The organism is Curtobacterium sp. MMLR14_010 (assembly GCF_001865015.1).
GTDB lineage: Bacteria > Actinomycetota > Actinomycetes > Actinomycetales > Microbacteriaceae > Curtobacterium.
Map to the genome: position 1 here is coordinate 55328 of NZ_MJGV01000079.1, position 22675 is coordinate 78002.

Sequence of the window (22675 nt, forward strand, 5' to 3'; positions counted from 1 at the left end):
CATGCACATTCTCCGTTCCTCGCTCGCCGCCGCCGCGACGGCCCTCGTCGCCCTCGGTCTCGTCGTCACGCCCGCGTCCGTGGCCCCGTCGCAGGCGGCCACCGAGCCCACCACGACGACCCACGTCGCGAACCCCGCCAGCGGCGACGCGGGGAAGGCGAGCGTCGAGGTCGTCCCCGCCGACCGCGGCGTCCTGCGTCCGGACGAGCCCCTCTCGCTGACGGTCACGGTGACGAACGACACCGACACGGACCTGCCGGCGGGCACCACGGAGTTCGGCATCTTCCGGCCGTACGAGGGCACCCGGGACGTCGTCGCCAACTGGTTGAAGGAGACCAGCACAGCAGGTTACCCCGGCGCCCCGATGGGTTCCGTCGACGTCCCAGCGGTCCCGGCGCACCGATCCGTCACGCTGAGCGACGTCGAGATCGTCCCGGGCAACGTGGGCCTCGGCGGGTACCCGTCCTTCGGTGCGCGGCGCATCTCCGCGGACTACACGGCCGGGGCGACGACCGCGATCGACCGCACCGCGATCACCTGGTACCCGGACTACGAGCAGACCCCGGTCGGGGTGTCCGTCGCCATGCCGGTCACCATGCCCGCGAACGCCGGCGGCACCATCCCCCCCGGTGACCTCGCCGCGGCGACCTCGGTCGACGGCACCCTGTCGCAGCAGCTCGACGCCGCCCAGGACCACAACGTCGCGCTCGGCATCGACCCGCGCATCATCGCGTCCATCCGGATCCTCGGCGAGAACGCGCCGACGTCCGCGGTGGCGTGGCTCGACCGCCTCGAGCGGATGCGCAACGAGACCTTCGCGCTCTCGTACGCCGACGCCGACGTCACCGGACTGCGGCAGGCGGGGTCCGACGAGGTCCTCGGGCCGATCTCGCTGGACCAGTCCGTCAAGGCCGAGAACTTCCCCGGGGCGAGCACGCCGAGCCCCACCGGCACCCCGGACGCCACCGGCACGCCGACGCCCGGGGCGAGCGACGCCCCTGCGCCCACCCCGACCTCCACCCCGACCGACGACGCCACCGCGGACCCGGGCACCACCACGGACCCGACCCTCCCGACCACGGCCTCGCTGCTCGACTTCCCCTACACGATGTCCTCCATTGCCTGGCCGGTCGAGGGCACCGTCGCGACGGACGACCTCCCCGCCCTGCGCAAGGCCGGCACGAAGTCCACCGTCGTCGCGAGCAGCAACACCTCCGCTGGCGGGGACACCACGATCGCCGCGTCCGAGAAGATCGGCGACGACCACGTCCTCGTGTCCGACCAGGGCATGTCGACGCTCCTCCGTGCCGCCGCCACCGCCACCACGCAGCGCGCGTGGTCGAGCGCCATGAGCGAGCTCACCGCGACGCTGGCCGCCGCCTCCCGCCAGGGCAGCACCAGCGCGCCCGTCCTGCTCACCCTGGGCCGGTCGTGGCCGACGGACTCCACGCGTCTCAGCGAGGCGCTCGACGCCCTCGAGAGCACCCCGTGGGTCTCGCCCGCCGACCTCTCCACCGCGGCAGCGGCGACGCCGGGCTCCCTCACCCTCGCCAGCGCCTCGGACGACGACGCCCGCCTCGACCAGCTGCGGCGCCTGCTCCGCTCCGAGCACGACCTGACCGACTTCGCCTCCGCGATCGCCGACCCGGCCGACCTCACCGCCCCCGCCCGCCTGTCCACCCTCGCCGCGGCGTCGAACGCCTGGCGCAGCGACCAGGACGGCATGGCCGCGGCCGTCGACGCCCGTGTCGCCAAGACGGACAAGCTCCTCTCGACCGTGGGCATCCTCAACGGCAGCAGCATCCTGCTCCTGGGGGACCGGTCCTCCCTGCCCATCTCGATCCGCAACCGGTCCGACTACCCGATCACCGTGTTCCTGACGGTCCAGCCGTCGAACTCGTTCCTGCGCATCGAGAAGAACGCGGTCAAGGTCACGGTGCAGCCGGACTCCTCGAGCCGCGTCACGTTCCCGGTGACATCGGTCGCCAACGGCAAGGTCGAGCTGACCATGGCCCTCACGACCGCCGCCGGGGTCCGCATCGCCGACCCCGAGGTCGTCGAGATCAACGTGCAGGCCCAGTGGGAGAGCCTGATCACGGCCGCGGCGGCCATCGCGGTCATCCTCATCTTCGGCCTGGGGATCGTCCGCAACGTCCGCCGCCGACTGCGTCGCCGCCGCAACGGCGAGCCCGACGAGCCGCGCGAGGACCCGAACCGCCTGTTCGTCGATGACCCGTCCGGTGCGGACGACCGGACAGGAGGCCCCACCTCCGTCCCCGGGACCGCCACCGCCCTCGCCACGGCCGGCTCCACGGCCACCCTCGCCGAGGACGGCGGCGACCGTCTCGATGCCGCGATCGCGCGCGCCGGAGCCGTGTCGAGCCTCCAGGCCGACGACGCCCGGACCGACCACCCCCAGGAGCCGACGATCAGCACCACCCAGCCCCAGCCGTCGTCCGCAGCACCGGTCGGCCAGCGCAGCCTGGGCCGCGCGAGCGCGATGCTCGCCGCGGGGACGATGATCTCGCGCGTGCTCGGCTTCGCGAAGACGTTCGTCCTCGCGTACGCGATCGGACAGACGCACTCCCCGGCGGCCGACGCCTTCGCGGTGTCGAACCAGATCCCGAACAACATCTACGCGCTCATCGCCGGTGGCCTGCTGTCAGCCGTGCTGATCCCGCAGATCGTCCGCTCGATGAAGCAGAACGCCGACGGGGGCGTCTCGTACGTCAACAAGATCGTCACCCTCGGGGCGACGGTGTTCCTCGTCATCACGGTCGTCGCGACGGTCGTCGCACCCGTGCTGGTGCGCCTGTACGCGTCGCAGGCCTCGGACGGCAAGGGCTTCTCGCCGGAGCAGACCGACCTGGCCGTCGCGCTCGCGTTCTGGTGCCTGCCGCAGATCCTCTTCTACGCGCTGTACTCGCTCCTCGGCGAGGTCCTCAACGCCAAGCAGGTCTTCGGGCCGTTCACCTGGGCACCGCTGATCAACAACGTGATCGCGATCGCCGGCCTCATCGTGTTCATCGCCCTCTTCGGCGGCCGCGTCGAGAACTCCGGCGTCGACACCTGGACCCCGCTGAAGATCGCCGTGCTCGCCGGCAGCGCCTCGCTCGGTGTGCTGGCGCAGGCCGCCTTCCTGCCGCTGTTCTGGCGCCGGGCCGGCCTGACCTTCCGACCGGACTTCCGCTGGCGCGGAGTCGGGCTCAAGGCCACCGGGACCGCCGCTGGCTGGCTGTTCGCGATGATCCTCGTCACGCAGCTCGCCGGCATCGTGCAGTCGCGTGTGGCGTCCCTCGGCACCGGCAGCGCGGGCAACGCCGTGCTGCAGAACGCCTGGCTGCTGTTCATGCTGCCGCACTCGATCATCACCGTGTCGATCGCGACCGCCTACTTCACCCGGATGACCCACGACGCCGAACGCGGCGACCTCGACTCGGTGCGGCGCAACCTGTCCCTGTCGCTCCGGATCGTCGGGCTGTTCACGGTGTTCTCGTCCGTGGCGCTCATCGTCGTCGCGGTGCCGTTCGGACGGATGTTCGCGCGGGACTTCGAGGGCGCACTGTCGATCGGTGCCGTGCTGCTGGCCTACATGCCGGGCCTGGTGCTGTTCAGCATGCTCTTCATCATCCAGCGGGTGTTCTGGGCCATGCACGACCACCGCACCCCGTTCCTGATGCAGCTCGTGCAGTCCGGGCTCTTCGTGATCGGCGCCCTCGCCGTCACCGCACTCCCCGGCAGCGCCATCGGCGTCGGGGTGGCCGCGTGCACCACGCTCGCCGGCACCGCGCAGACGATCGTCGCCCTCGTGCTGGTCCGTCGCCGTCTCGGCGGCATGGAGGGCGCCGTGGTGACCCGCTCCCACGTGCAGTTCGTGATCGCCGCGCTGCTCGCCGGCGTCGCCGGACTGCTCGTCGCGGACTTCTTCGGCACGTTCTCGGCGGACGGCTTCGCGATGGCGGACTTCACCAGCGCGGCCATCACGGTCGTGCTCTCCGGCGCGGTCATGGTCGTCGTGTACTTCCTCGCCCTGGTCGTCGCGAAGAACGGCGAGATCACGAACGCCGTCGGCCTGCTGCGCTCCCGCCTCGGTCGCTGACCCTCCAACTGGAGCACCGGACGCTGTCCGTTCACGGGCCGTGTGGAATGCCCCACGGCTAGCATTGGTTGACCCGGTCAGTACGCAACGGAAGGGCAACCAGGCATGCGCCAGCTCATCATCATCGGTTCCGGCCCGGCCGGGTTCACGGCCGGCATCTACGCCGCCCGAGCCCAGCTCAAGCCGCTCATCGTCGCGTCCAGCGTCGAGACAGGCGGCGAGCTCACGAAGACGACCGAGGTCGAGAACTTCCCGGGCTTCCCCGAGGGCATCCAGGGCCCCGACCTCATGATCAAGATGCAGGAACAGGCCGAGCGCTTCGGCGCCGAGGTCCTGTACGACGACGCCGTCAAGGTGGAGCTCACCGGGGACGTCAAGCGCGTCACCGTCGGCTCCGGCGAGACGTACGAGGCCCTCGCGGTCATCTACGCCACGGGCTCGGCCTACCGCCAGCTCGGCCTGCCGGACGAGGAACGCCTGTCCGGCCACGGCGTCTCGTGGTGCGCGACGTGCGACGGCTTCTTCTTCCGCCAGAAGAACATCGCCGTGGTCGGCGGTGGCGACTCCGCGATGGAGGAAGCCACCTTCCTGACCCGCTTCGCCGACAAGGTCACGGTCATCCACCGCAAGGACACCCTGCGCGCGTCGAAGATCATGCAGGACCGCGCGGCGAACGACCCGAAGATCGAGTTCGCCTGGAACAAGGAGGTCGTCGGCATCTCCGGTGCCTCCGCGGTCGAGGGCGTCACCCTGAAGGACACCGTCACCGGTGAGACCTCCGAGCTCGCACTCGACGGCCTGTTCATCGCGATCGGCAACGACCCGCGCGTGCACCTGGTCCACCAGCAGCTGCAGCTCGCTCCCGAGGGCACCATCGCCGTCGAGGGCCGCACCTCCCGCGCCGTCGGCGTCGCCGGGGTCTTCGTCGCGGGCGACGTGCTCGACCACACCTACCGTCAGGCCATCACGGCTGCCGGCTCCGGTGCCGTCGCGGCGCTCGACGCCGAGAAGTACCTCGCCGACCTCGACGACGCCCTGACGGCCCCCGCCGAGGGCGACGCCCCGGTCGAGCCCGTCACCATCTCCGCGTAGGGAATGCGGCGGCACACGTCGCCGTTCCACCCACCGAACGACTTCTCGAAGGAGTACACATGTCCAACGCCAAGGCAGTCACCGACGCCACCTTCTCGGACGAGGTCCTCAAGTCCGACAAGACGATCCTCGTCGACTTCTGGGCAGAGTGGTGTGGCCCGTGTCGCGCGGTCTCGCCGATCCTCGACCAGATCGCCGAAGAGCACGCCGGCAAGATCGAGATCGTCAAGCTCAACGTCGACGACAACCCCCAGTCGGCCATGAACTACCAGATCACCTCCATCCCCGCGATGAAGGTCTTCAAGGGCGGCGAGGTCGTCAAGACCGTCATCGGCGCCAAGCCGAAGCCGGCCCTCGAGGCCGACCTGGCCGAGTTCCTCGCGTAGGGACTCCCGCACGCTCGGACGCCCCGTCCTCCATTCCATCGGAGGGCGGGGCGTTCGTCTGTCCCGGGCGGCCTTCCCGCGGTCCATCCGCTCGTCTGCGCCGGAGCGGTCCACGTGTTCAGGATCGGCCTGCGCCACACACCCGGGGTTCGCGGACTCCATGTCGTACTGTGGCGGGACGCCTCGAACGGAGAACCGATGACGAACGGCAACAGCCTCGACCCCTGGTACGACTCCTACGCCCAGCGCACGGCTGGTCTGAGCGCCTCCGAGGTACGAGCCCTGTTCGCCGTCGCCTCGCGCCCTGAGGTCGTCTCCCTGGCTGGCGGCATGCCCTACGTCTCCGCGCTCCCGAGAGAGCTCGTCACGGGCTCCCTGGACCGCGTGATGGCCGAGGACGCCGCCATGGCGCTGCAGTACGGCAGTGGCCAGGGCCTGCGCTCCCTCCGCGAGCACATCGTCGACGTGATGTCCCTGGAGGGCATCCGTGCCAGCGCGGAGGACGTCGTGGTCACCACGGGGTCCCAGCACGCGCTCGACCTCGTCACACGCCTGTTCATCGACCCGGGCGACGTCGTCCTGGCCGAGTCGCCGTCGTACGTCGGCGCCATCGGAGTGTTCCGGTCGTACCAGGCCGAGACCGTCCACGTGACGACCGACGAGAACGGCCTCGTCCCCGAAGCGCTCCGCGAGACCATCGCGAACCTGCGCGCCGCGGGCAAGCGGATGAAGTTCCTCTACACGATCCCGAACTTCCACAACCCGGCCGGTGTCACCATGAGCCGCGAGCGCCGCATCGAGATCCTCGACATCTGTCGCTCGAACGGCATCCTCGTGCTCGAGGACAACCCGTACGGCCTGCTCTGGTTCGACGAGCCGGCACCGCAGGCCATCCGTTCCATCGACGACGAGGGCGTGGTCTACCTCGGCTCGTTCTCGAAGACGCTCGCGCCGGGCTTCCGCGTCGGCTGGGCCCTCGCACCGCACGCGATCCGCGAGAAGCTCGTGCTCGCCAACGAGTCCGCCGTCCTCGCGCCGAACTCCTTCGGCCAGTACGTCGTCAACGCCTACCTCGACGCAGCCGACTGGCGCGGGCAGATCGACACCTTCCGGGGCATCTACGCCGAGCGCCGCGACGCCATGTTCCAGGCGCTGGGGGAGTTCCTGCCCGACCTGAGCTGGACCCGTCCGAACGGCGGCTTCTTCGTCTGGCTGACCCTGCCCGAGTCGCTCGACTCCAAGGGGATGCTGCCGCGCGCGGTGAAGGAGCTCGTGGCCTACACCCCGGGCACCGCGTTCTACGCCGACGGTCGCGGTGGCCACAACATCCGCTTGTCCTTCTGCTACCCGACGCCGGAGCAGATCCGCGTCGGCGTGAAGCGCCTGGCGAACGTGGTGAACGACGAGCTCGAGCTCGTCGAGACCTTCGGCGCCACGACGCGCTCCGGCAGCACCGCTCGGCAGACGTCCTCGGTCAGCGCTCCGCCGCCGAACATCTCCTGACCAGCACTTTCCGTCGAACACCGCAGTACCGGAGGTCCGCAGCATGGCCGAGCTCACTCGCCGTCACGTCGTCGTCGTCGCCGGCGGCATCTCGCACGAGCGCGACGTCTCCCTGCGCTCCGGGCGCCGCGTCGCGGACTCCCTGACCGGGTACGGCTGGCAGGTCGACCTCCGCGACGCCGACGCGTCGCTCCTGCCTGCACTGGCGGAGACGCGCCCGGACGTGGTCTGGCCGGCACTGCACGGCGCCTCCGGTGAGGACGGCGCGCTGCGCGGCATCCTGGAGGCTCTCGACATCCCGTTCGTCGGCTCACGTTCGACGTCGGCCCGGTTGGCATGGGACAAGCCCACGGCCTCCGCACTGGTCGCCAGGACCGGCGTGAAGACGCCGCGCTCGGTGACGCTGTCCCACGATGTCTTCCGAGAGCTGGGCGCCGTCGGAGTCCTCAAGAGCATCGCGGGGGAGCACCCCGTTCCCCTCGCCGTGAAGCCCGCACGCGGCGGCAGTGCGCAGGGCGTCACGCTCGTCGAGGACGTCGATGATCTCCCTCGGGCCATGGTGACCGCGTACACGTACTGCGACGACGTCGTGGTCGAGCAGTTGATCCGCGGGACCGAGGTCGCCGTCGGGATCATCGACACGGGGGACGGGCCGGTCGCCCTCGCTCCTGTCGAGATCGTGCCGAAGAACGGGTTCTACGGGTTCGAAGCGCGGTACAACGCCGGCGAGACGACGTTCTACACGCCGGCGCGGCTGTCCTCGGAGTTCGCTGCCGCTGCTGCCACCGCCGCTGTCGCCGCCCATGGAGCGCTCGGGCTCCGGCACATCTCACGCGTGGACCTCATCATCGACGGCGCCGGTACCCCGTGGTTCCTGGAGGCCAACGTGCTGCCAGGCCTGACCGAGACCTCACTGGTTCCCCAGGCCCTCTCGGTGTCGGGCTTCGACCTCGGGTGGACCTATGCCGAGTTGGCCGAACAGGCCATCCGCGACGACCAGGCCTGATCCGTGCCCCACAGGCGCAGTGTTCCACGTGGAACACTGCGCCTGTTGTCATTCCTGGCGGCGACAGGTGTCTCGGTGATCGTCTGGGCCGAGGCCATTCACTGGCGGTCATCCCACCGAGGCTTCGCCCGGCCGGTAGATCGACCACGCGCCGCGGAGGGCACTGGCGTGGTCGTCGTTCTCGGGATCGCGAACCGCGGTCACCGCGCGAACCCCGTCAACCGGTGGAGGGCTCGCATGGCGCTGCGATCCGTGCCGAGCGGAAGTGCGACGACGATCGTCACCAGCGGGGGAGCCGTACGCGGGCCGATCCCCGAGGCGACGCTGCTCGCGCAGTACCTCCGGGATCGACTCGGGTGGCGCGGGCCACTCATCGAAGAGACGACGAGCCGTTCCACGTGGAACAACGTCGAGAACGTCCTGCCACTGCTCGATGGTGCGGACTGGATCATGCTCGTGTCCAACAGCCTGCACGCCGAGAAAGCGCGGATCTACCTCGCTCGCCAGCGCCCAGACCTCGCAGCCCGACTGGTCCCAGTAGCGGACTTCCGGGTCGGCGAGATGATCCTGCTGAAGCCGGCCCTTGCCGCGATCGGACTGGTGAAGCTCCGACGGCTCCGCTGAGCTGCGCCCGCGCTCGGCCTCACGGTGTTCCACGTGGAACATCGTGGGTCATGGGGCCGCCCATGCCGGTACGAGCGCGCCATGCCGGTGCCTGCGTCGCTGCTCCAGCGCCGTACTCCCAGCGGGTGACCAGGGCTTACCCCGCGGCATACAGATCGCTCAGAGGCCCGTCTGAAGGCCTCCCGAGCGGTGTTCCACGTGGAACACCACCTCAGGCCCCGAGGTCAGCCGCCCCGAGCTCCTCGAGGATGCGGTTCAGATCGGCCGCGTTCGCGAAGTCGATCGTCACGCGGCCCTTGCGCGCGCCCACAGCGATGCGGACACGCGTGTTGAGCCGGTCTCCCAGGCGCTCAGCGACGTCCGAGAAGTGTGCCTCGCGCTTGTTGGGCTGCACCGGCGCTTTCTTCGGCGCTCCCTGCACCAGCTGCTGTGCGAGGGCCTCGGCCTGCCGCACCGACAGGTCCTCGTTCACGATCTTCTCGGCCATGTACTCCATGGCCTCGGCGTCGGGCGCCGCGAGGATGGCACGAGCATGCCCGGCCGACAGCACACCCGCGGCCACACGGCGCTGCACGGGGGAGGGGAGCCGGAGGAGACGGATGGTGTTCGTGATCTGCGGCCGTGAGCGTCCGATGCGCTGCGCGAGCTCTTCCTGCGTGATGCCGAAGTCCGCGAGCAGCTGCTGGTAGGCCGATGCCTCCTCGAGCGCGTTGAGGTTCGCGCGGTGGAGGTTCTCGAGCAGGGCGTCGCGCAGCATCGCGTCGTCCGGGGTGTCCTTGACGATCGCGGGGATCGTCGCGAGCCCCAGCTCCTTGGTCGCACGCAGACGCCGCTCGCCCATGATGAGCTCGTACTGCGGCTCCGTGCCCGAGGCCCCTTCGAGCGGCCGAACCACGATGGGCTGCAGCACGCCGATCTCGCGGATGGAGTGCACCAGCTCCTGGAGCTCCTCCTCGCGGAACTCCTTGCGGGGCTGCTGCGAGTTCGGCACGACGTCGAGCGGGTTGAGGTTCGCCAGACGAGCTCCGGGCACCGCGACCAGGTCTTCTGCGGTCACGCCCTCGACCATCATCGACTCCGCAGACGTGCCACCGGTGGGGAAGAACACGTCGACCGGGCGGTCCTGCTGGTCCGCTGCCGTCGGGATCAGGGCGCCGATGCCTCGGCCGAGTCCGGTGCGCTTGGGTGCCATCAGTGCTTCGCTCCTCGTGCTGCGATCTCCGCCGCCGCTTCCAGGTAGGACAACGACCCGGAGGAGTTGATGTCGTAGGCCACGACGCTCTGGCCGTAGCTCGGTGCTTCGCTCACGCGGACCGATCGGGGGATCATTGCCTTGAGCACCTGCTCGCCGAAGTGTTCCCGCACGTCGGCGGCCACCTGGTTCGCCAGGTTCGTCCGTCCGTCGTACATCGTGAGCAGGATCGTCGACACCTGCAGGTTCGGGTTGAGGTGCCGTTCGATCAACTCGATGTTCCGCAGGAGTTGGCTGAGCCCCTCGAGCGCGTAGTACTCGCACTGGATCGGGATCAGGACTTCCTTGGCAGCGACGAAGGCGTTGATCGTCAGCAGCCCGAGCGAGGGTGGGCAGTCGATGAAGACGTAGTGGTACGGCTCGTCGAGCGACTCGAGGTACTGGTCGAGCGCTGTCCGCAGTCGCTGCTCACGGGCGACGAGTGACACGAGCTCGATCTCCGCGCCGGCGAGGTGGATCGTCGCCGGCACGCACCAGAGGTTCTCGGACTCGGGGGAGCGCTGCACCGCGTCGGCGATCGGCGCCTCGTCAACGATCACGTCGTAGATGCTCGTCACGTCGGCCTGGTGGTTCACGCCCATCGCCGTCGAGGCGTTGCCCTGCGGGTCGAGGTCGATGACCAGGACGCGGGCCCCACCACGCGCCAGCGCCGCCGCGAGGTTGACCGTCGTCGTCGTCTTCCCGACGCCACCCTTCTGGTTGGACACCGTCAGGATCCGGGTCTTGTCCGGCAGAGGGAACTGTTCGGACGCGATCGCTCGTCGGCGCCGGGTCAGATCAGCGATCTCGCGAGCGAGCGGTGTCGACGCGTCGTAGTCGGTCGATGAACTCAACGAGTGCCTCTTCCCCGGTTCGATGTTTCACGTGGAACGCGGGGCGCTGCACACGATCCCGATGGACCTCAGCGCCGCGCGGCGTCAGTCAACTGTAGCCCGGAAGACCCGGGTGGTTTCTTCGACCACACCGAGCCCGAGCTCCAAGACCTCGACGTTCTCCAAGCGCTTCCGGAGGATCACCTTGCGGGCGGCAGCCACCTCGTCGTCGACGCGGGCGCCCTTCATGAGGATGAGCTCCCCGCCCGACCGGACCAGCGGCACCGTGATCGGGATGAGCTTCGAGAGGGCGCTGACGGCCCGAGCGGTGACCTGGTCGAGCACGAGGGCGTCGGACACGTCCTCGGCCCGTGCACGCAGCACGGAGACGTTCTCCAGGCCCAGTCGTGCGGCCTCAGCCGTGAGCCACTCGACGCGGCGTTCCATCGGCTCGATGAGCGTGAAGGTCACGTCCGGGCGGGCGATCGCCAGGACGAGCCCTGGCAGGCCCGCGCCGGACCCGACGTCGCCCACGTGACCACCAGCGGTGAGCAGCGGAGCGAGCAGCGCAGAATTGAGGATGTGTCGCGTCCACAGACGGGGGAGCTCGAGGGGTCCGATGAGCCCCAGTTCCTCACCGCGACGCGCGAGCTCGTTCGTGAACGACCGAGCGACGTCGATCCGGTCGCCGAACAGCGTCTGCGCTGCCGAAGGCTCGGCCTGCAGCACGGGGACGTCCTCGACAGAGTGCGAGCCAGGGGCGTCAGACGGCGCAGCGTCGGCCACGTCGTCGGACTCGGGCGCCTGGTGGGCGTCCGTCGTCATCGGGTGATGACCGTGTGACGGTCGCGACCCTCGCCCTCGGACTCCGAGTTGAAGCCCTTCTCGGCGACCAGGTCGTGCACGAGCTTGCGCTCGTACGAGGACATCGGCGGCAGTGCAGCCGTCGGCGAACCGGCCTCGATGCGCTCGACCGCGGTGTCGACGAGCCGCTGGAGCTCCTCGGCACGGGCGTCACGCGAGCCACCGACGTCGAGGATGAGACGGCTGAACTCACCGGTCTCGGCCTGCACGGCAATGCGCGTGAGCTCCTGCAGCGCCGTGACGGTGTCCGGCTTCGCGAGGACCCGCAGGGCGTTGCCCTCGTCCGTCACCGACAGGTACACGCGACCGGCGCGTTCCTCGATCTCGATGTCACCGTCGAGGTCGCAGATGTCCAGCAGTTCCTCGATGTAGTCCGCAGCGATGTCCGCCTCGTCGCGGGTCTCGTCGTCGAGGTCCTCCTCGACGTCGGCGACGACGACGGTATCGCCCTCGGCAACGGTGTCGGTCGGTTCGACTGCTGCGGCGGTGTCCTGCTCGGTCACTTGGTCTTCCCGTTCTTCTTCGAGCGCTGCTTGCCGACCGGCTGCTGGCGCTGCGTCGTCGTGATGCGCACGGCTTCCATCTCGGCCGCACCGGCACCGGCGCCGGCCTCGGCGAGGACCCCGGCGGGCGTGCCACGGCGCTGGGCCTTCTTGGCGAGGCGGACCTCGCGGGCCAGGGCTGCTTCGGAGCCCGGCGTCGGCATGCTCCGGATGACGAAGTACTGCTGCGCCATCGTCCAGAGGTTCGACGCGAGCCAGTAGAACATGACGCCGAGGGGGAACGACAGACCCGAGATCACGAAGATCAGGGGGAGCACGTACAGCATCATCTTCTGCTGGCGGTACATCGGAGACTCCTTGGTCTCCGGCGACATGTTCTTGGCGACGAGCTGCAGCTGCGTGACGAACTGCGACGCCGTCATGACCACGATCATGACGCCCGCGATGATGCGGACCTCCCACCCGGAGGCGTTCGTGAAGGTCTCGTGCAGGGGGGCACCGAAGAGGGACGCGTTGCCGAACTCCCGGGCCAGGTCGTTCGTCAGCAGGCCGATGCCGGTCTTGTTGATCTGGGCTTCGTGCAGCACCGAGTACAGCGAGAAGAAGATCGGCATCTGCAGCAGGAGCGGCAGGCAGGAGCTCAGCGGGTTGGTCCCCGTCTCCTTGTACAGCGCCATGGTCTCGCGGGACATGGCCTCACGCGAGAACTGGTCCTTCTTGCCCTTGTACTTGTCCTGGATCTTCTTCAGCTGCGGCGCGACCTCGAGCATGCGGCGCTGCGACTTGATCTGGCGCACGAAGATCGGGATGAGCGCGGCACGGACCACGAAGGTCAGGAAGATGATCGACAGGACCCAGGTCAGACCCGCTGCGGGGTCCATGCCGAGGTTCTCGAAGATCCAGTGGAAGCCGACCAGGATGGCGGAGACCACCCACTTGAGGGGCCAGAGGATCGTTCCGATGAGGTCCATGAGGACGGTCACGCCTTTCGAGTGCGCTGGGGGAACAGCACCGGGCGGAGGGTGCCGACCGGGGACTGCGACTGCTGCTGAACCGGGGCGAGCACGAACCCGAACCGGTTGACGGTGTGGGGCTCGCGTCGTTCTGGGACGTCGTCGATGCCGCCGGCGGCCCAGGGGTTGCACCGGCCGATGCGCCAGGCGCCCATGGCGGTCCCGCGTACGACGCCGTACTGCTGGATCGCCTCGAGCGCGTAGCGCGAGCACGAGGGGTGGAACCGGCAGACGTTGCCGTAGAGCGGGGAGATCACGGCGCGGTAAGCCCGGAGGACGACCACGCAGACGTTGCGGGGGAGCAAGGCGAGGAACCAGAGCGCACGAACGACCCAGAGCGCACGGACCTGCTGGTTCCGCGGGGAACCCTGGGTCCGAGGAGGAATCTGGGTCCGCATCGGGAGCGTCCGGTTCATGCTGCCTTCTCCACACCGCGCGCGAACGATCGCGAGACGTCTTCGAGCAGGGTAGGCCACGTGGCCTGCGCAGCGGCTGGCAGTGCGCGAACCACCACGTCGTGCCCGATCGGCACCGTGGCGAGCAGCTCGTGGGCGATGCCCTTGAACCGGCGGCGGAGCAGGTTGCGGGTCACCGCGTTGCCGACCGTCTTCGCCACGATGAAGCCGAACCGCGTGGGCCCGTCCGGGTCGACCGGTCGACGGACCACCGACACGACCACGTTCGGGGTCGCGACACGGCGGCCCCGACGGACGACTGCGCGGTAGTCGTCACCACGCACGATGCGGTTCGCACGAGCGAGCACGACGTCACCGACCCGTCCGGAGCAACGCTCGGACACACCGACCGCGCAGCGAAGCGCCGCCCGGGTGGACCAACGGTCCACACCGGCGCGGCGCGATCGGCTGCACAGCCGGACCAGCGTGGAGCTGGATCAGGCGGAGAGCTCGGTGCGGCCCTTGGCGCGACGTGCAGCCAGGATGCTGCGGCCCGCACGGGTGCGCATGCGGAGACGGAAGCCGTGCTTCTTGGCGCGGCGACGGTTGTTCGGCTGGAAGGTGCGCTTGCTCATGATCTTCTCCACACGGCTGCTCGAGGCGGGCCGTCACGAATGGGTTTGGTTGAACCAGGTGGGCGCGACCAAGGGGCCGCTGTCAACTTGTCCACGGTACGTGACAGGGGCGAGCAGGTCAAACGCCGATCACCGACTCCAGCGTCCTCCGGGGCCGTATGGAGGTTCTCCACATTGGGGACAACTTCCGTTCGGTGGGAGCGCCTCGGGTCCTTTACAGTTGGGTGATCGATCGGCCTGATGCCCGCCACGACAGGGGAGTACCCCCGACCTGGCGCCCGGGGCGATCGTGGACAAGACTGTGGACAACCCTGTGGGGAGCCTGCGGCACAGCAGCGTCGACGAAGCCGCCCGGAGCCACGGACGAATCGCCGGAACCTGCGTGCTCCCGCCCGCTCCCGTGTTCCGTGGCGTGCCCTGCGACCCGAACGACCGAACGAGACCCCTGGAGACGAGCGCGACATGACGATGCCCGCCGACCCCGTCGAGGACCTCTGGTCGAACGTCCTCGGGCTCCTCGCCGAGGACGACCGCATCACGCCGCAGCTGCACGGCTTCCTCAACCTCGTCGAGCCGAAGGGCGTCCTCGCCGGCACCCTCTACCTCGAGGTCCCGAACGACCTGACCCGCGGCATGCTCGAGCAGCGGATCCGGATCCCGATCACCGAGGCCGTCGCCCGGATCGGTGACGACTCGGTCGCGAACTTCGCGATCACGGTCAACCCGGACATGGCCTCCGAGCCGCGGGTCGACCCCGTGGTCCCCGCGTACGCCGAGCCCGTGCAGCAGCCGGTGGAGCAGAGCGCCGCCCCGCGCCAGTACATCGAGGCCCCGTTCGTCCCGAGCCACATGGACTCCCCGGGCACCGGCGGCCGACCCGAGTCGCGGCTCAACCCGAAGTACAACTTCGACAACTTCGTCATCGGGTCGTCGAACCGGTTCGCCCACGCCGCGGCCGTCGCGGTCGCCGAGGCGCCGGCCAAGGCCTACAACCCGCTGTTCATCTACGGCGACTCCGGCCTCGGCAAGACCCACCTCCTGCACGCGATCGGCCACTACGCCGAGAGCCTCTACCCGGGCATCCGGGTGCGGTACGTGTCCAGCGAGGAGTTCACGAACGACTTCATCAACTCGATCGCGAACAACCGGTCCAACCAGTTCCAGCAGCGGTACCGCGACATCGACATCCTGCTGATCGACGACATCCAGTTCCTCCAGGGCAAGGACTCCACCCAGGAGGCCTTCTTCCACACGTTCAACACGCTGCACGACCACAACAAGCAGGTCGTCGTGACGTCGGACGTGGCGCCGAAACACCTGACCGGCTTCGAGGACAGGATGCGCAGCCGCTTCGAGTGGGGTCTGATCACCGACGTGCAGGTCCCGGACCTCGAGACCCGCATCGCGATCCTCCGCAAGAAGGCGCAGTCGGACCACCTGCAGGTGCCTGACGACATCCTCGAGTTCATGGCCTCGAAGGTCTCCAGCAACATCCGGGAGCTCGAGGGCACGCTCATCCGTGTGACGGCGTTCGCGAGCCTGAACCGGACGGCCGTGGACATGGCGCTCGTGCAGACGGTCCTCAAGGACCTCATCACGCTCGACGAGGACAACGTCATCGCGCCGACGGACATCATCAACCACACCGCGGAGTACTTCAAGCTCTCCGTCGACGACCTCTACGGCTCGTCCCGCTCCCAGGCGATCGCGACGGCACGACAGATCGCGATGTACCTCTGCCGTGAGCTGACGAGCCTGTCCCTGCCCAAGATCGGCCAGCTCTTCGGCAACCGCGACCACACCACCGTCATGTACGCGAACAAGAAGATCGCGGACCTGATGAAGGAACGACGGTCCATCTACAACCAGGTAACGGAGCTCACCAGCCGGATCAAGCAGGACCGCCGGTACCGCTGAGCTCCCGCTCGCACCGGCGACTCGCGTCGCGCAGAACATCGGTTCAGGCGGCCGGGAGGCTCGGATCACCTGCCCGGATCGGCTCGCCTGGGCGCGCGTCCACCATCTGAGACGGTTCCATGCGGCGGTTTCCACACAGTGTGGAAAGCCTGTGGATAACTGTGGAGGACACGCCGCTCGGTTGTACACAGTGATGGGGTCAACTGTGGAAACTGGGGATGGAAGCGGATAGATGAGTTTCATTCATCCCGAGGGTGCCCACAGGCCGCCCACAAGTGACAACGGTGTAGTTCCCTTGCAGCGACTGGTCTCCACAGAGTTGTCCACAGTGTGCACAGGCGTTAATACGATTACTCCTGTTCATCTCTAGGAATCCCTGGGCCAACCTTGTGGACGGCGGGATGACAAGAAATCCGGGCCCCGCTGGGCTGTGCCACAATGGGGCGGCCGGACAGTTCAACCATCGACAGGGGTCCCAGCTGTGAAGTTCGAGGTCAACCGGGACGTCTTCTCCGAAGCCGTCTCGTTCGCGGTGAAACTCCTCCCACAGCGCACGACCCTCCCGATCCTGTCGGGTGTCCTGATCCACGCCGACGGTGAACGTCTGACGCTCTCGTCCTTCGACTACGAGGTCTCGGCGCAGACCTCGATCGCTGCGCAGATCGACGAGTCAGGGACGGTCCTCGTGTCCGGTCGCCTGCTCAACGACATCGCGAGCCGCCTGCCGAACGCCCCGGTCACGTTCTCCACGGACGAGTCCCGGATCACCGTGACCTGTGGGTCGGCGCACTTCACGTTGCTGAGCATGCCGGTCGAGGAGTACCCGACGCTTCCAGAGGTCGGCCCGCAGACCGGTGTCATCCCCGGGGACGCGTTCTCCGAAGCCGTCTCGCAGGTCGCAGTCGCCGCCAGCCGTGACGACGTCACCCCGGTCATCACCGGTGTCCAGCTCGAGGTCAGCGACAACGACCTCTCGCTCATCGCGACCGACCGCTACCGTGTCGCCGTCCGCACGATCCAGTGGGACTCCGGCCGCTCCGGTGGCGAGCCCACCGAACCGATGCACGCGCTCGTCCCCGCTCGCACCCTGCAGGAGGTCGGCCGCACGTTCGGCTCGGCCACCACGGTGTCGGTGTCGATCAGCGGCAACTCGGACCGCGAGCTCATCGCCTTCCAGGCCGCCGACAAGACGGTCACGTCCCTCCTCATCAAGGGCAACTACCCGCCGGTCCGCCGGCTCTTCCCCGAAACCGTGCAGGACCACGCCGTGATCAACACGGCCGAGCTGGTCGAAGCCGTCCGACGGGTCTCCCTCGTCCTGGAGCGCGAAGCAGCGCTCCGGTTCTCCTTCACGGTCGACGGGCTCACGCTCGAGGCGATCGGATCCGAACAAGCGCAGGCGTCAGAGTCGATCGATGCGTTGCTGACCGGTGAGGACATGGTGGTCTCGTTGAAGCCCGCCTTCCTCCTGGACGGGTTGAACGCGGTGCACTCCGAGTTCGTCCGCATCTCCTTCACCAAGACGGAGAACCCCAACAAGCCGGGCCCGGTGCTCATCACCGGCCAGTCCTCTCGCGAGGAACCGGCGACGGACGGATACCGGTACCTGCTGCAGCCCAACCTCCTGCTGCGATAGCGCAACAGTCACACCTGCGCTGACGCGTCACTCGTGGCATCAGCGCGACGACGAACAGAAGAAGGAAATCATGGAGATCGGTCTTGTCGGCCTCGGGAAGATGGGCAACAACATGCGTGCGCGTCTGCGCAACGCAGGGATCGACGTCGTCGGGTACGACGCCAACCCCGCCGTCTCGGACGTCGCTGACCTCGGCGCCCTCGCGAAGGCCCTGACCGGCCCGCGTCTGGTCTGGGTCATGGTCCCCCACGGGAAGATCACGGACGACGTCATCACCGACCTCGCCGAGGTCCTCGAGCCGGGTGACCTCGTCATCGACGGCGGCAACTCGAAGTGGCTCGACGACGAGGTGCACGCCAAGCTCCTCGACGCCAAGGGCATCCGCTACATGGACGTCGGCGTCTCCGGTGGTGTCTGGGGCCTCGACAACGGCTACGGCCTGATGGTCGGTGGCGACGCCGCCGACGTCGAGCGCGCCATGCCGGTGTTCGACGCGCTCCGCCCCGAGGGCCCGCGCGAAGAGGGCTTCTCGCACGCCGGCCCGATCGGCGCTGGCCACTACGCCAAGATGGTCCACAACGGCATCGAGTACGCGATCATGCAGGCGTACGGCGAGGGCTACGAGCTCCTCGAGGCCAAGGACCTGATCAAGGACGTCCCGGCGGTCTTCGCCGGATGGCAGCGCGGCACGGTCGTGCGCTCCTGGCTCCTCGACCTCATGGTGCTCGCCCTCAACGAGGACCCGCAGCTCACCGAGCTCGAGGGCTACGTCGAGGACTCGGGCGAGGGTCGCTGGACGCTCGAAGAGGGCATCGAGCTCGCCGTGCCGATGCCGGCGCTCTCGGCGTCGATCTTCGCGCGCTTCGTCTCGCGTCAGGGCAGCGCGTCCCCGACGATGAAGGCCGTCGCGGCGCTCCGCAACCAGTTCGGCGGCCACGCCGTCAAGAAGTCCTAGGACTTCCCGGGGGAACCCGGCCTCGGCCCGCGTGCACGTCGACCATCTCCAACTGACCGACTTCCGGAACTACCGGCAGGCGGAGGTCGACTTCGCACGCGGGCCGAACCTGTTCGTCGGGCGGAACGGCCAGGGCAAGACGAACCTCGTCGAGTCCATCGCCTACCTGTCCACGCTCGGGTCGCACCGCGTGCCGACGGACGCCGCCCTCGTGCGACAGGGGTGCAACGCGGCTATCGTGCGTGCCCGGCTCGCGCACGAGGACCGGAGCATCCTCGCCGAGGTGCAGATCAACCGCTCGGGGTCGAACCGGGCGCAGGTGAACCGCTCGGCGATCAAGCCGCGCGAGCTCCCGCGCTACTGCACGAGCGTGCTCTTCGCACCGGAGGACCTGGCGCTCGTCCGTGGCGAACCGTCTGGCCGTCGCCGCATGCTCGACGAGCTCCTCGTGCAGATCGCGCCCCGGATGCAGGGCGTCATCGCCGACTACGACCGCACACTCCGGCAGCGCAACACCCTGCTGAAGTCGGCGAGGAACTCCGGCGCCAAGGCCGGGTCGCTCTCGACGCTCGAGGTCTGGGACGAGCGGCTCGTGGCGTTCGGCTCCGAGATCATCGCCGCCCGAGACCACCTGACCCGCCGGCTCGCCCCGTTCGTCGCGGAGTCGTACTCGATGGTCGCCGGCGAGCGGCACGAGGCCTCGATCACCGGGGTGCTCTCCGTGCGGGGCGGCGACCCGGAGGACGCGAGCGCCACGGATCCCGTGCTCGGCACCCCGGACGAGCCCGTCACGGTCCCCGCGGCGGCCGAGGCCTTCCGCCAGGCGCTGGAACGTCGTCGTCGCGACGAACTCGACCGCGGCCTGACGCTCGCCGGGCCCCACCGCGACGACGTCCTCTTCACCCTGAACGGGTTACCTGCCCGTGGCTACGCCAGTCACGGGGAGTCGTGGTCGTTCGCGCTCGCGATCCAGCTCGCGTCAGCGTCGATCCTGCGTGCGGAGTCGAGCCTCGGTGACCCGATCATCATCCTCGACGACGTCTTCGCGGAACTCGACGAGTCGCGGCGGGAACGGCTCGGCACCGCGGTGGCGGACTACGAGCAGGTCCTCATCACCGCCGCGGTGTTCGGTGACGTCCCCGGGCAGCTGGCCGCGCACACCGTGCGGATCGAGGCCGGCACCATCGTGACCGACGAGACGGAGCCGAGCCGAGCCTCCAGTCCGACGATGCCGACGGAACCCGCGGATCCGTCGGAACCCGCGGATCCGACCGCCGTGACGGAGGCCTGATGCCCAGGCCGTGGAAGCCAACCGAACCCAGCCGCGTGTACCAGCACATGAAGGCGGTGTTCGGGGACCCGGGCAAGCGTGGGGTCGACGCCCGTCGGCGCCGTGCCAAGGAGATCGACGCCGACACCGTGCCGTACGGCCGTGGTCGGGAGCCGAAGGGCCTCGGTGACATCGTCGGGTCGCTCGCTGCAGAACTCGGTTGGACGGAGCCGTTGGCGCGGTCGGAGCTCTTCGTGGACTGGCCGAGCGTGGTCGGTGAGGAACTCGCGAAGCACTCCCGGCCGACCGACATCGAGGACGGTGCGCTGCTCATCCGGTGCGACTCGACGGCGTGGGCGACACAGCTCCGACTGATGCGGGCGAGCGTCACCACGACCATCGCGGAGCGGCACCCGGAAGCAGGTGTCGAGTCGATACGGGTTTCCGGCCCGGACGCCCCCACCTGGAAACGTGGCCCCAGGAGCGTCCAGGGGCGCGGCCCTCGCGACACCTACGGTTGAGCAGACCAAATCGTCCTCTGGTCGCGAAATCGGCTGTCTGCGGCCCGTTTCAGCCCTGAGGACGAGGCTGCTGCGATAGACTGGGCGGTGCAGTGCGTGGGTGTTCCGCGCGCAGGCAGGAGCACTCTCGACATGGCATCAGCATCTGACGACGACCGACAGGACTCGCTCAGCGAGCAGGCCCAGCAGAGCGATTCGTCCTACGGCGCAGACCAGATCCAGGTGCTCGAGGGGCTCGAGGCCGTCCGCAAGCGCCCCGGCATGTACATCGGCTCGACGGGCCCGCGCGGTCTCCACCACCTCGTGCAGGAGATCGTCGACAACTCCGTCGACGAGGCCCTCGCCGGGTACTGCGACACCATCGACATCACGATCCGCGAGGACGGCGGCGTCCGCGTGGTCGACAACGGCCGCGGCATCCCCGTCGACGTCCACACGGCAGAAGGCGTCTCGACGCTCCAGGTCGTCCTGACCGTCCTGCACGCCGGCGGCAAGTTCGGCGGCGGCGGCTACGCGGTCTCCGGTGGTCTGCACGGTGTCGGTTCCTCCGTCGTGAACGCACTGTCCAGCGAGCTCGATGTCGAGGTCCGACGGCAGGGCCACGTCTGGCGACAGAGCTACACCGACGGCGTCCCGGTCGCCCCCGTCTCGAAGGACGAGGAGACCAGCGAGACCGGCACGACCATCACGTTCTGGCCGAACTCCGAGATCTTCGAGTCCGTCGACTTCGACTACGAGACGCTGCGCGCCCGGTTCCAGCAGATGGCGTTCCTCAACAAGGGCCTGCGCCTGAACCTCCGCGACGAGCGCACCCCGGACGAGGGCGAGGAGTCGCGGCACGACACCTTCCGCTACGACCGCGGGCTCGCCGACTACGTCGAGTACCTCGGTGCGCAGAAGAAGGCCGACCTGGTCCACCCGGACGTCATCGGCTTCGAGTCCGAGGACACCGAGCGCAAGATCGCGCTCGAGGTCGCGATGCAGTGGAACACCTCCTACCAGGAGAGCGTCCACACCTTCGCGAACACGATCAACACGCACGAGGGCGGCACCCACGAAGAGGGCTTCCGTGCCGCGCTCACCACGCTGGTCAACCGCTACGCGCGTGAAGCCAAGATCATCAAGGAGAAGGACGACAACCTCACGGGTGACGACATCCGTGAAGGGCTGACGGCTGTCATCTCCGTGAAGCTCGCCGAGCCGCAGTTCGAGGGCCAGACGAAGACCAAGCTCGGCAACACCGAGGCCAAGTCCTTCGTCCAGCGCGTCGTCGGCACCGAGCTCACCCACTGGTTCGAGAGCAACCCGACCCAGGCCCGCGACGTCGTCCGCAAGGCCATCCAGGCCTCGCAGGCACGACTCGCTGCCCGCAAGGCCCGTGAGACCACGCGGCGCAAGGGCCTGCTCGAGTCGGGCGGCATGCCCGGCAAGCTCAAGGACTGCCAGTCGAAGGACCCGACCCTGTCGGAGATCTTCATGGTCGAGGGCGACTCCGCCGGCGGGTCCGCCGTGCAGGGCCGCAACCCGATGACCCAGGCGATCCTGCCCCTCCGCGGCAAGATCCTCAACGTCGAGAAGGCCCGCCTCGACCGCGCCCTGGCCAACCAGGAGATCCAGTCGATGATCACGGCGTTCGGCGCCGGCATCGGTGAGGACTTCGACCCGGACAAGGCCAGGTACCACAAGATCGTGCTGATGGCCGACGCCGACGTCGACGGCCAGCACATCACGACGCTCCTGCTGACGCTGCTGTTCCGCTACATGCGACCGCTCATCGAGCGCGGCTACGTCTACCTCGCGCAGCCGCCGCTGTACCGCCTGAAGTGGTCGAACTCCGCCCACGAGTACGTCTTCAGCGACCGCGAGCGCGACGCCCTGCTGCAGTCCGGCATCGCCTCGGGCAAGCGCATCCCGAAGGACAACGGGATCCAGCGCTACAAGGGCCTCGGCGAGATGGACTACAAGGAGCTCTGGGACACCACCATGAACCCGGACACCCGCACCCTGCTGCAGGTCACGCTCGAGGACGCCGCCGCGGTCGACAGCACCTTCGCCACCCTCATGGGCGAGGACGTCGACGCCCGTCGCCAGTTCATCCAGCAGAACGCGAAGGACGTCCGGTTCCTGGACATCTGATCACCGGACCGGAGGCGCGGCGCCTGCTGCGTGCACTGGTCCTGACCACCTGTGGT

General features: G+C 68.7%; 20 protein-coding genes. 12 read left to right on the forward strand and 8 right to left on the reverse strand.

Annotated elements, in window-relative coordinates:
* The first annotated feature begins 1 nt into the window (after position 1).
* The 6 genes from BIU98_RS19915 (at position 2) to BIU98_RS15410 (ending at position 8710) form a co-directional block, all read left to right on the forward strand.
* Positions 2-4099, forward strand: a complete 4098-nt coding sequence (locus BIU98_RS19915; RefSeq protein WP_254787951.1) for a DUF6049 family protein — start codon at positions 2-4, stop codon at positions 4097-4099.
* 105 nt (positions 4100-4204) lie between these two features.
* Positions 4205-5191 carry a thioredoxin-disulfide reductase gene (trxB, locus tag BIU98_RS15390; RefSeq protein WP_071278502.1) on the forward strand — a complete coding sequence of 329 codons (987 nt, stop codon included), beginning with the start codon at positions 4205-4207 and terminating at the stop codon, positions 5189-5191.
* 59 nt (positions 5192-5250) lie between these two features.
* Positions 5251-5577, forward strand: a complete 327-nt coding sequence (gene trxA / locus BIU98_RS15395; protein ID WP_017887828.1) for a thioredoxin — start codon at positions 5251-5253, stop codon at positions 5575-5577.
* A gap of 198 nt (positions 5578-5775) precedes the next feature.
* Positions 5776-7080 (forward strand): PLP-dependent aminotransferase family protein, encoded by a 1305-nt coding sequence (locus BIU98_RS15400; RefSeq protein WP_071278504.1) that lies wholly within the window; start codon positions 5776-5778, stop codon positions 7078-7080.
* A gap of 43 nt (positions 7081-7123) precedes the next feature.
* Positions 7124-8086 carry a D-alanine--D-alanine ligase gene (locus BIU98_RS15405; RefSeq protein WP_071278508.1) on the forward strand — a complete coding sequence of 321 codons (963 nt, stop codon included), beginning with the start codon at positions 7124-7126 and terminating at the stop codon, positions 8084-8086.
* A 168-nt stretch (positions 8087-8254) separates the two neighbouring features.
* The gene (locus BIU98_RS15410; protein WP_254787953.1) at positions 8255-8710 is read left to right on the forward strand and encodes a YdcF family protein; all 456 of its coding nucleotides are present in this window, start codon (positions 8255-8257) and stop codon (positions 8708-8710) included.
* Positions 8711-8921: 211 nt separating this feature from the next.
* Here BIU98_RS15410 and BIU98_RS15415 read toward each other — a convergent pair whose 3' ends face one another.
* The 8 genes from BIU98_RS15415 to rpmH form a co-directional block, all read right to left on the reverse strand.
* Positions 8922-9902 (reverse strand): ParB/RepB/Spo0J family partition protein, encoded by a 981-nt coding sequence (locus tag BIU98_RS15415; RefSeq protein ID WP_071278510.1) that lies wholly within the window; start codon positions 9900-9902, stop codon positions 8922-8924.
* Complete coding sequence (locus tag BIU98_RS15420; RefSeq protein WP_302847981.1) at positions 9902-10795, reverse strand: ParA family protein; 894 nt, start codon at positions 10793-10795, stop codon at positions 9902-9904. The genes BIU98_RS15415 and BIU98_RS15420 overlap by 1 nt, the downstream gene beginning before the upstream one ends.
* An 84-nt stretch (positions 10796-10879) precedes the next feature.
* The gene (gene rsmG / locus BIU98_RS15425) at positions 10880-11599 is read right to left on the reverse strand and encodes a 16S rRNA (guanine(527)-N(7))-methyltransferase RsmG (RefSeq protein WP_083393311.1); all 720 of its coding nucleotides are present in this window, start codon (positions 11597-11599) and stop codon (positions 10880-10882) included.
* Entirely contained in the window at positions 11596-12141 is a 546-nt protein-coding gene (locus BIU98_RS15430; protein WP_071278515.1) for a R3H domain-containing nucleic acid-binding protein, read from the reverse strand. The genes rsmG and BIU98_RS15430 overlap by 4 nt, the downstream gene beginning before the upstream one ends.
* Positions 12138-13112: a membrane protein insertase YidC gene (yidC, locus tag BIU98_RS15435; protein ID WP_071279183.1), complete on the reverse strand. Its 975-nt coding sequence runs from the start codon at positions 13110-13112 to the stop codon at positions 12138-12140. The genes BIU98_RS15430 and yidC overlap by 4 nt, the downstream gene beginning before the upstream one ends.
* Before the next feature lie 8 nt (positions 13113-13120).
* Positions 13121-13570 carry a membrane protein insertion efficiency factor YidD gene (gene yidD / locus BIU98_RS15440; protein ID WP_368073050.1) on the reverse strand — a complete coding sequence of 150 codons (450 nt, stop codon included), beginning with the start codon at positions 13568-13570 and terminating at the stop codon, positions 13121-13123.
* Positions 13567-13917, reverse strand: coding sequence for a ribonuclease P protein component (gene rnpA, locus BIU98_RS15445; RefSeq protein ID WP_071279187.1), 351 nt, complete (start codon positions 13915-13917; stop codon positions 13567-13569). Before rnpA ends, yidD begins: the two co-directional genes overlap by 4 nt.
* Before the next feature lie 129 nt (positions 13918-14046).
* Entirely contained in the window at positions 14047-14184 is a 138-nt protein-coding gene (gene rpmH, locus BIU98_RS15450) for a 50S ribosomal protein L34 (RefSeq protein ID WP_055951440.1), read from the reverse strand.
* 468 nt (positions 14185-14652) lie between these two features.
* Here rpmH and dnaA point away from each other — a divergent pair, with 468 nt between their 5' ends.
* The 6 genes from dnaA to gyrB all read left to right on the forward strand — a co-directional run bounded on the left by dnaA (position 14653) and on the right by gyrB (position 22619).
* Positions 14653-16101: a chromosomal replication initiator protein DnaA gene (dnaA, locus tag BIU98_RS15455; protein ID WP_254787994.1), complete on the forward strand. Its 1449-nt coding sequence runs from the start codon at positions 14653-14655 to the stop codon at positions 16099-16101.
* A 481-nt stretch (positions 16102-16582) separates the two neighbouring features.
* On the forward strand, positions 16583-17737 hold the full coding sequence (dnaN, locus tag BIU98_RS15460) for a DNA polymerase III subunit beta (RefSeq protein WP_071278519.1): 1155 nt from the start codon (positions 16583-16585) through the stop codon (positions 17735-17737).
* Positions 17738-17756: 19 nt separating this feature from the next.
* The gene (gene gnd / locus BIU98_RS15465; protein ID WP_139200783.1) at positions 17757-18692 is read left to right on the forward strand and encodes a phosphogluconate dehydrogenase (NAD(+)-dependent, decarboxylating); all 936 of its coding nucleotides are present in this window, start codon (positions 17757-17759) and stop codon (positions 18690-18692) included.
* Between the two features lie 31 nt (positions 18693-18723).
* Complete coding sequence (gene recF, locus BIU98_RS15470; RefSeq protein ID WP_071278523.1) at positions 18724-19983, forward strand: DNA replication/repair protein RecF; 1260 nt, start codon at positions 18724-18726, stop codon at positions 19981-19983.
* A gap of 35 nt (positions 19984-20018) precedes the next feature.
* Positions 20019-20483 carry a DUF721 domain-containing protein gene (locus BIU98_RS15475; protein WP_254787955.1) on the forward strand — a complete coding sequence of 155 codons (465 nt, stop codon included), beginning with the start codon at positions 20019-20021 and terminating at the stop codon, positions 20481-20483.
* A 132-nt stretch (positions 20484-20615) separates the two neighbouring features.
* Positions 20616-22619: a DNA topoisomerase (ATP-hydrolyzing) subunit B gene (gene gyrB / locus BIU98_RS15480; RefSeq protein ID WP_071278527.1), complete on the forward strand. Its 2004-nt coding sequence runs from the start codon at positions 20616-20618 to the stop codon at positions 22617-22619.
* Positions 22620-22675: the final 56 nt, after the last annotated feature.

Bases quoted from the DNA above. Each gene is read 5' to 3' on its own strand.
- trxB (WP_071278502.1), top strand. From the start codon at position 4,205: ATGCGCCAGCTCATCATCATCGGTTCCGGCCCGGCCGGGTTCACGGCC.
- gyrB (WP_071278527.1), top strand. From the start codon at position 20,616: ATGGCATCAGCATCTGACGACGACCGACAGGACTCGCTCAGCGAGCAG.
- rsmG (WP_083393311.1), bottom strand. From the start codon at position 11,599: ATGACGACGGACGCCCACCAGGCGCCCGAGTCCGACGACGTGGCCGAC.
- trxA (WP_017887828.1), top strand. From the start codon at position 5,251: ATGTCCAACGCCAAGGCAGTCACCGACGCCACCTTCTCGGACGAGGTC.
- BIU98_RS15400 (WP_071278504.1), top strand. From the start codon at position 5,776: ATGACGAACGGCAACAGCCTCGACCCCTGGTACGACTCCTACGCCCAG.
- dnaA (WP_254787994.1), top strand. From the start codon at position 14,653: ATGCCCGCCGACCCCGTCGAGGACCTCTGGTCGAACGTCCTCGGGCTC.
- yidC (WP_071279183.1), bottom strand. From the start codon at position 13,112: ATGGACCTCATCGGAACGATCCTCTGGCCCCTCAAGTGGGTGGTCTCC.
- BIU98_RS15415 (WP_071278510.1), bottom strand. From the start codon at position 9,902: ATGGCACCCAAGCGCACCGGACTCGGCCGAGGCATCGGCGCCCTGATC.
- rpmH (WP_055951440.1), bottom strand. From the start codon at position 14,184: ATGAGCAAGCGCACCTTCCAGCCGAACAACCGTCGCCGCGCCAAGAAG.
- BIU98_RS19915 (WP_254787951.1), top strand. From the start codon at position 2: ATGCACATTCTCCGTTCCTCGCTCGCCGCCGCCGCGACGGCCCTCGTC.
- BIU98_RS15405 (WP_071278508.1), top strand. From the start codon at position 7,124: ATGGCCGAGCTCACTCGCCGTCACGTCGTCGTCGTCGCCGGCGGCATC.
- yidD (WP_368073050.1), bottom strand. From the start codon at position 13,570: ATGAACCGGACGCTCCCGATGCGGACCCAGATTCCTCCTCGGACCCAG.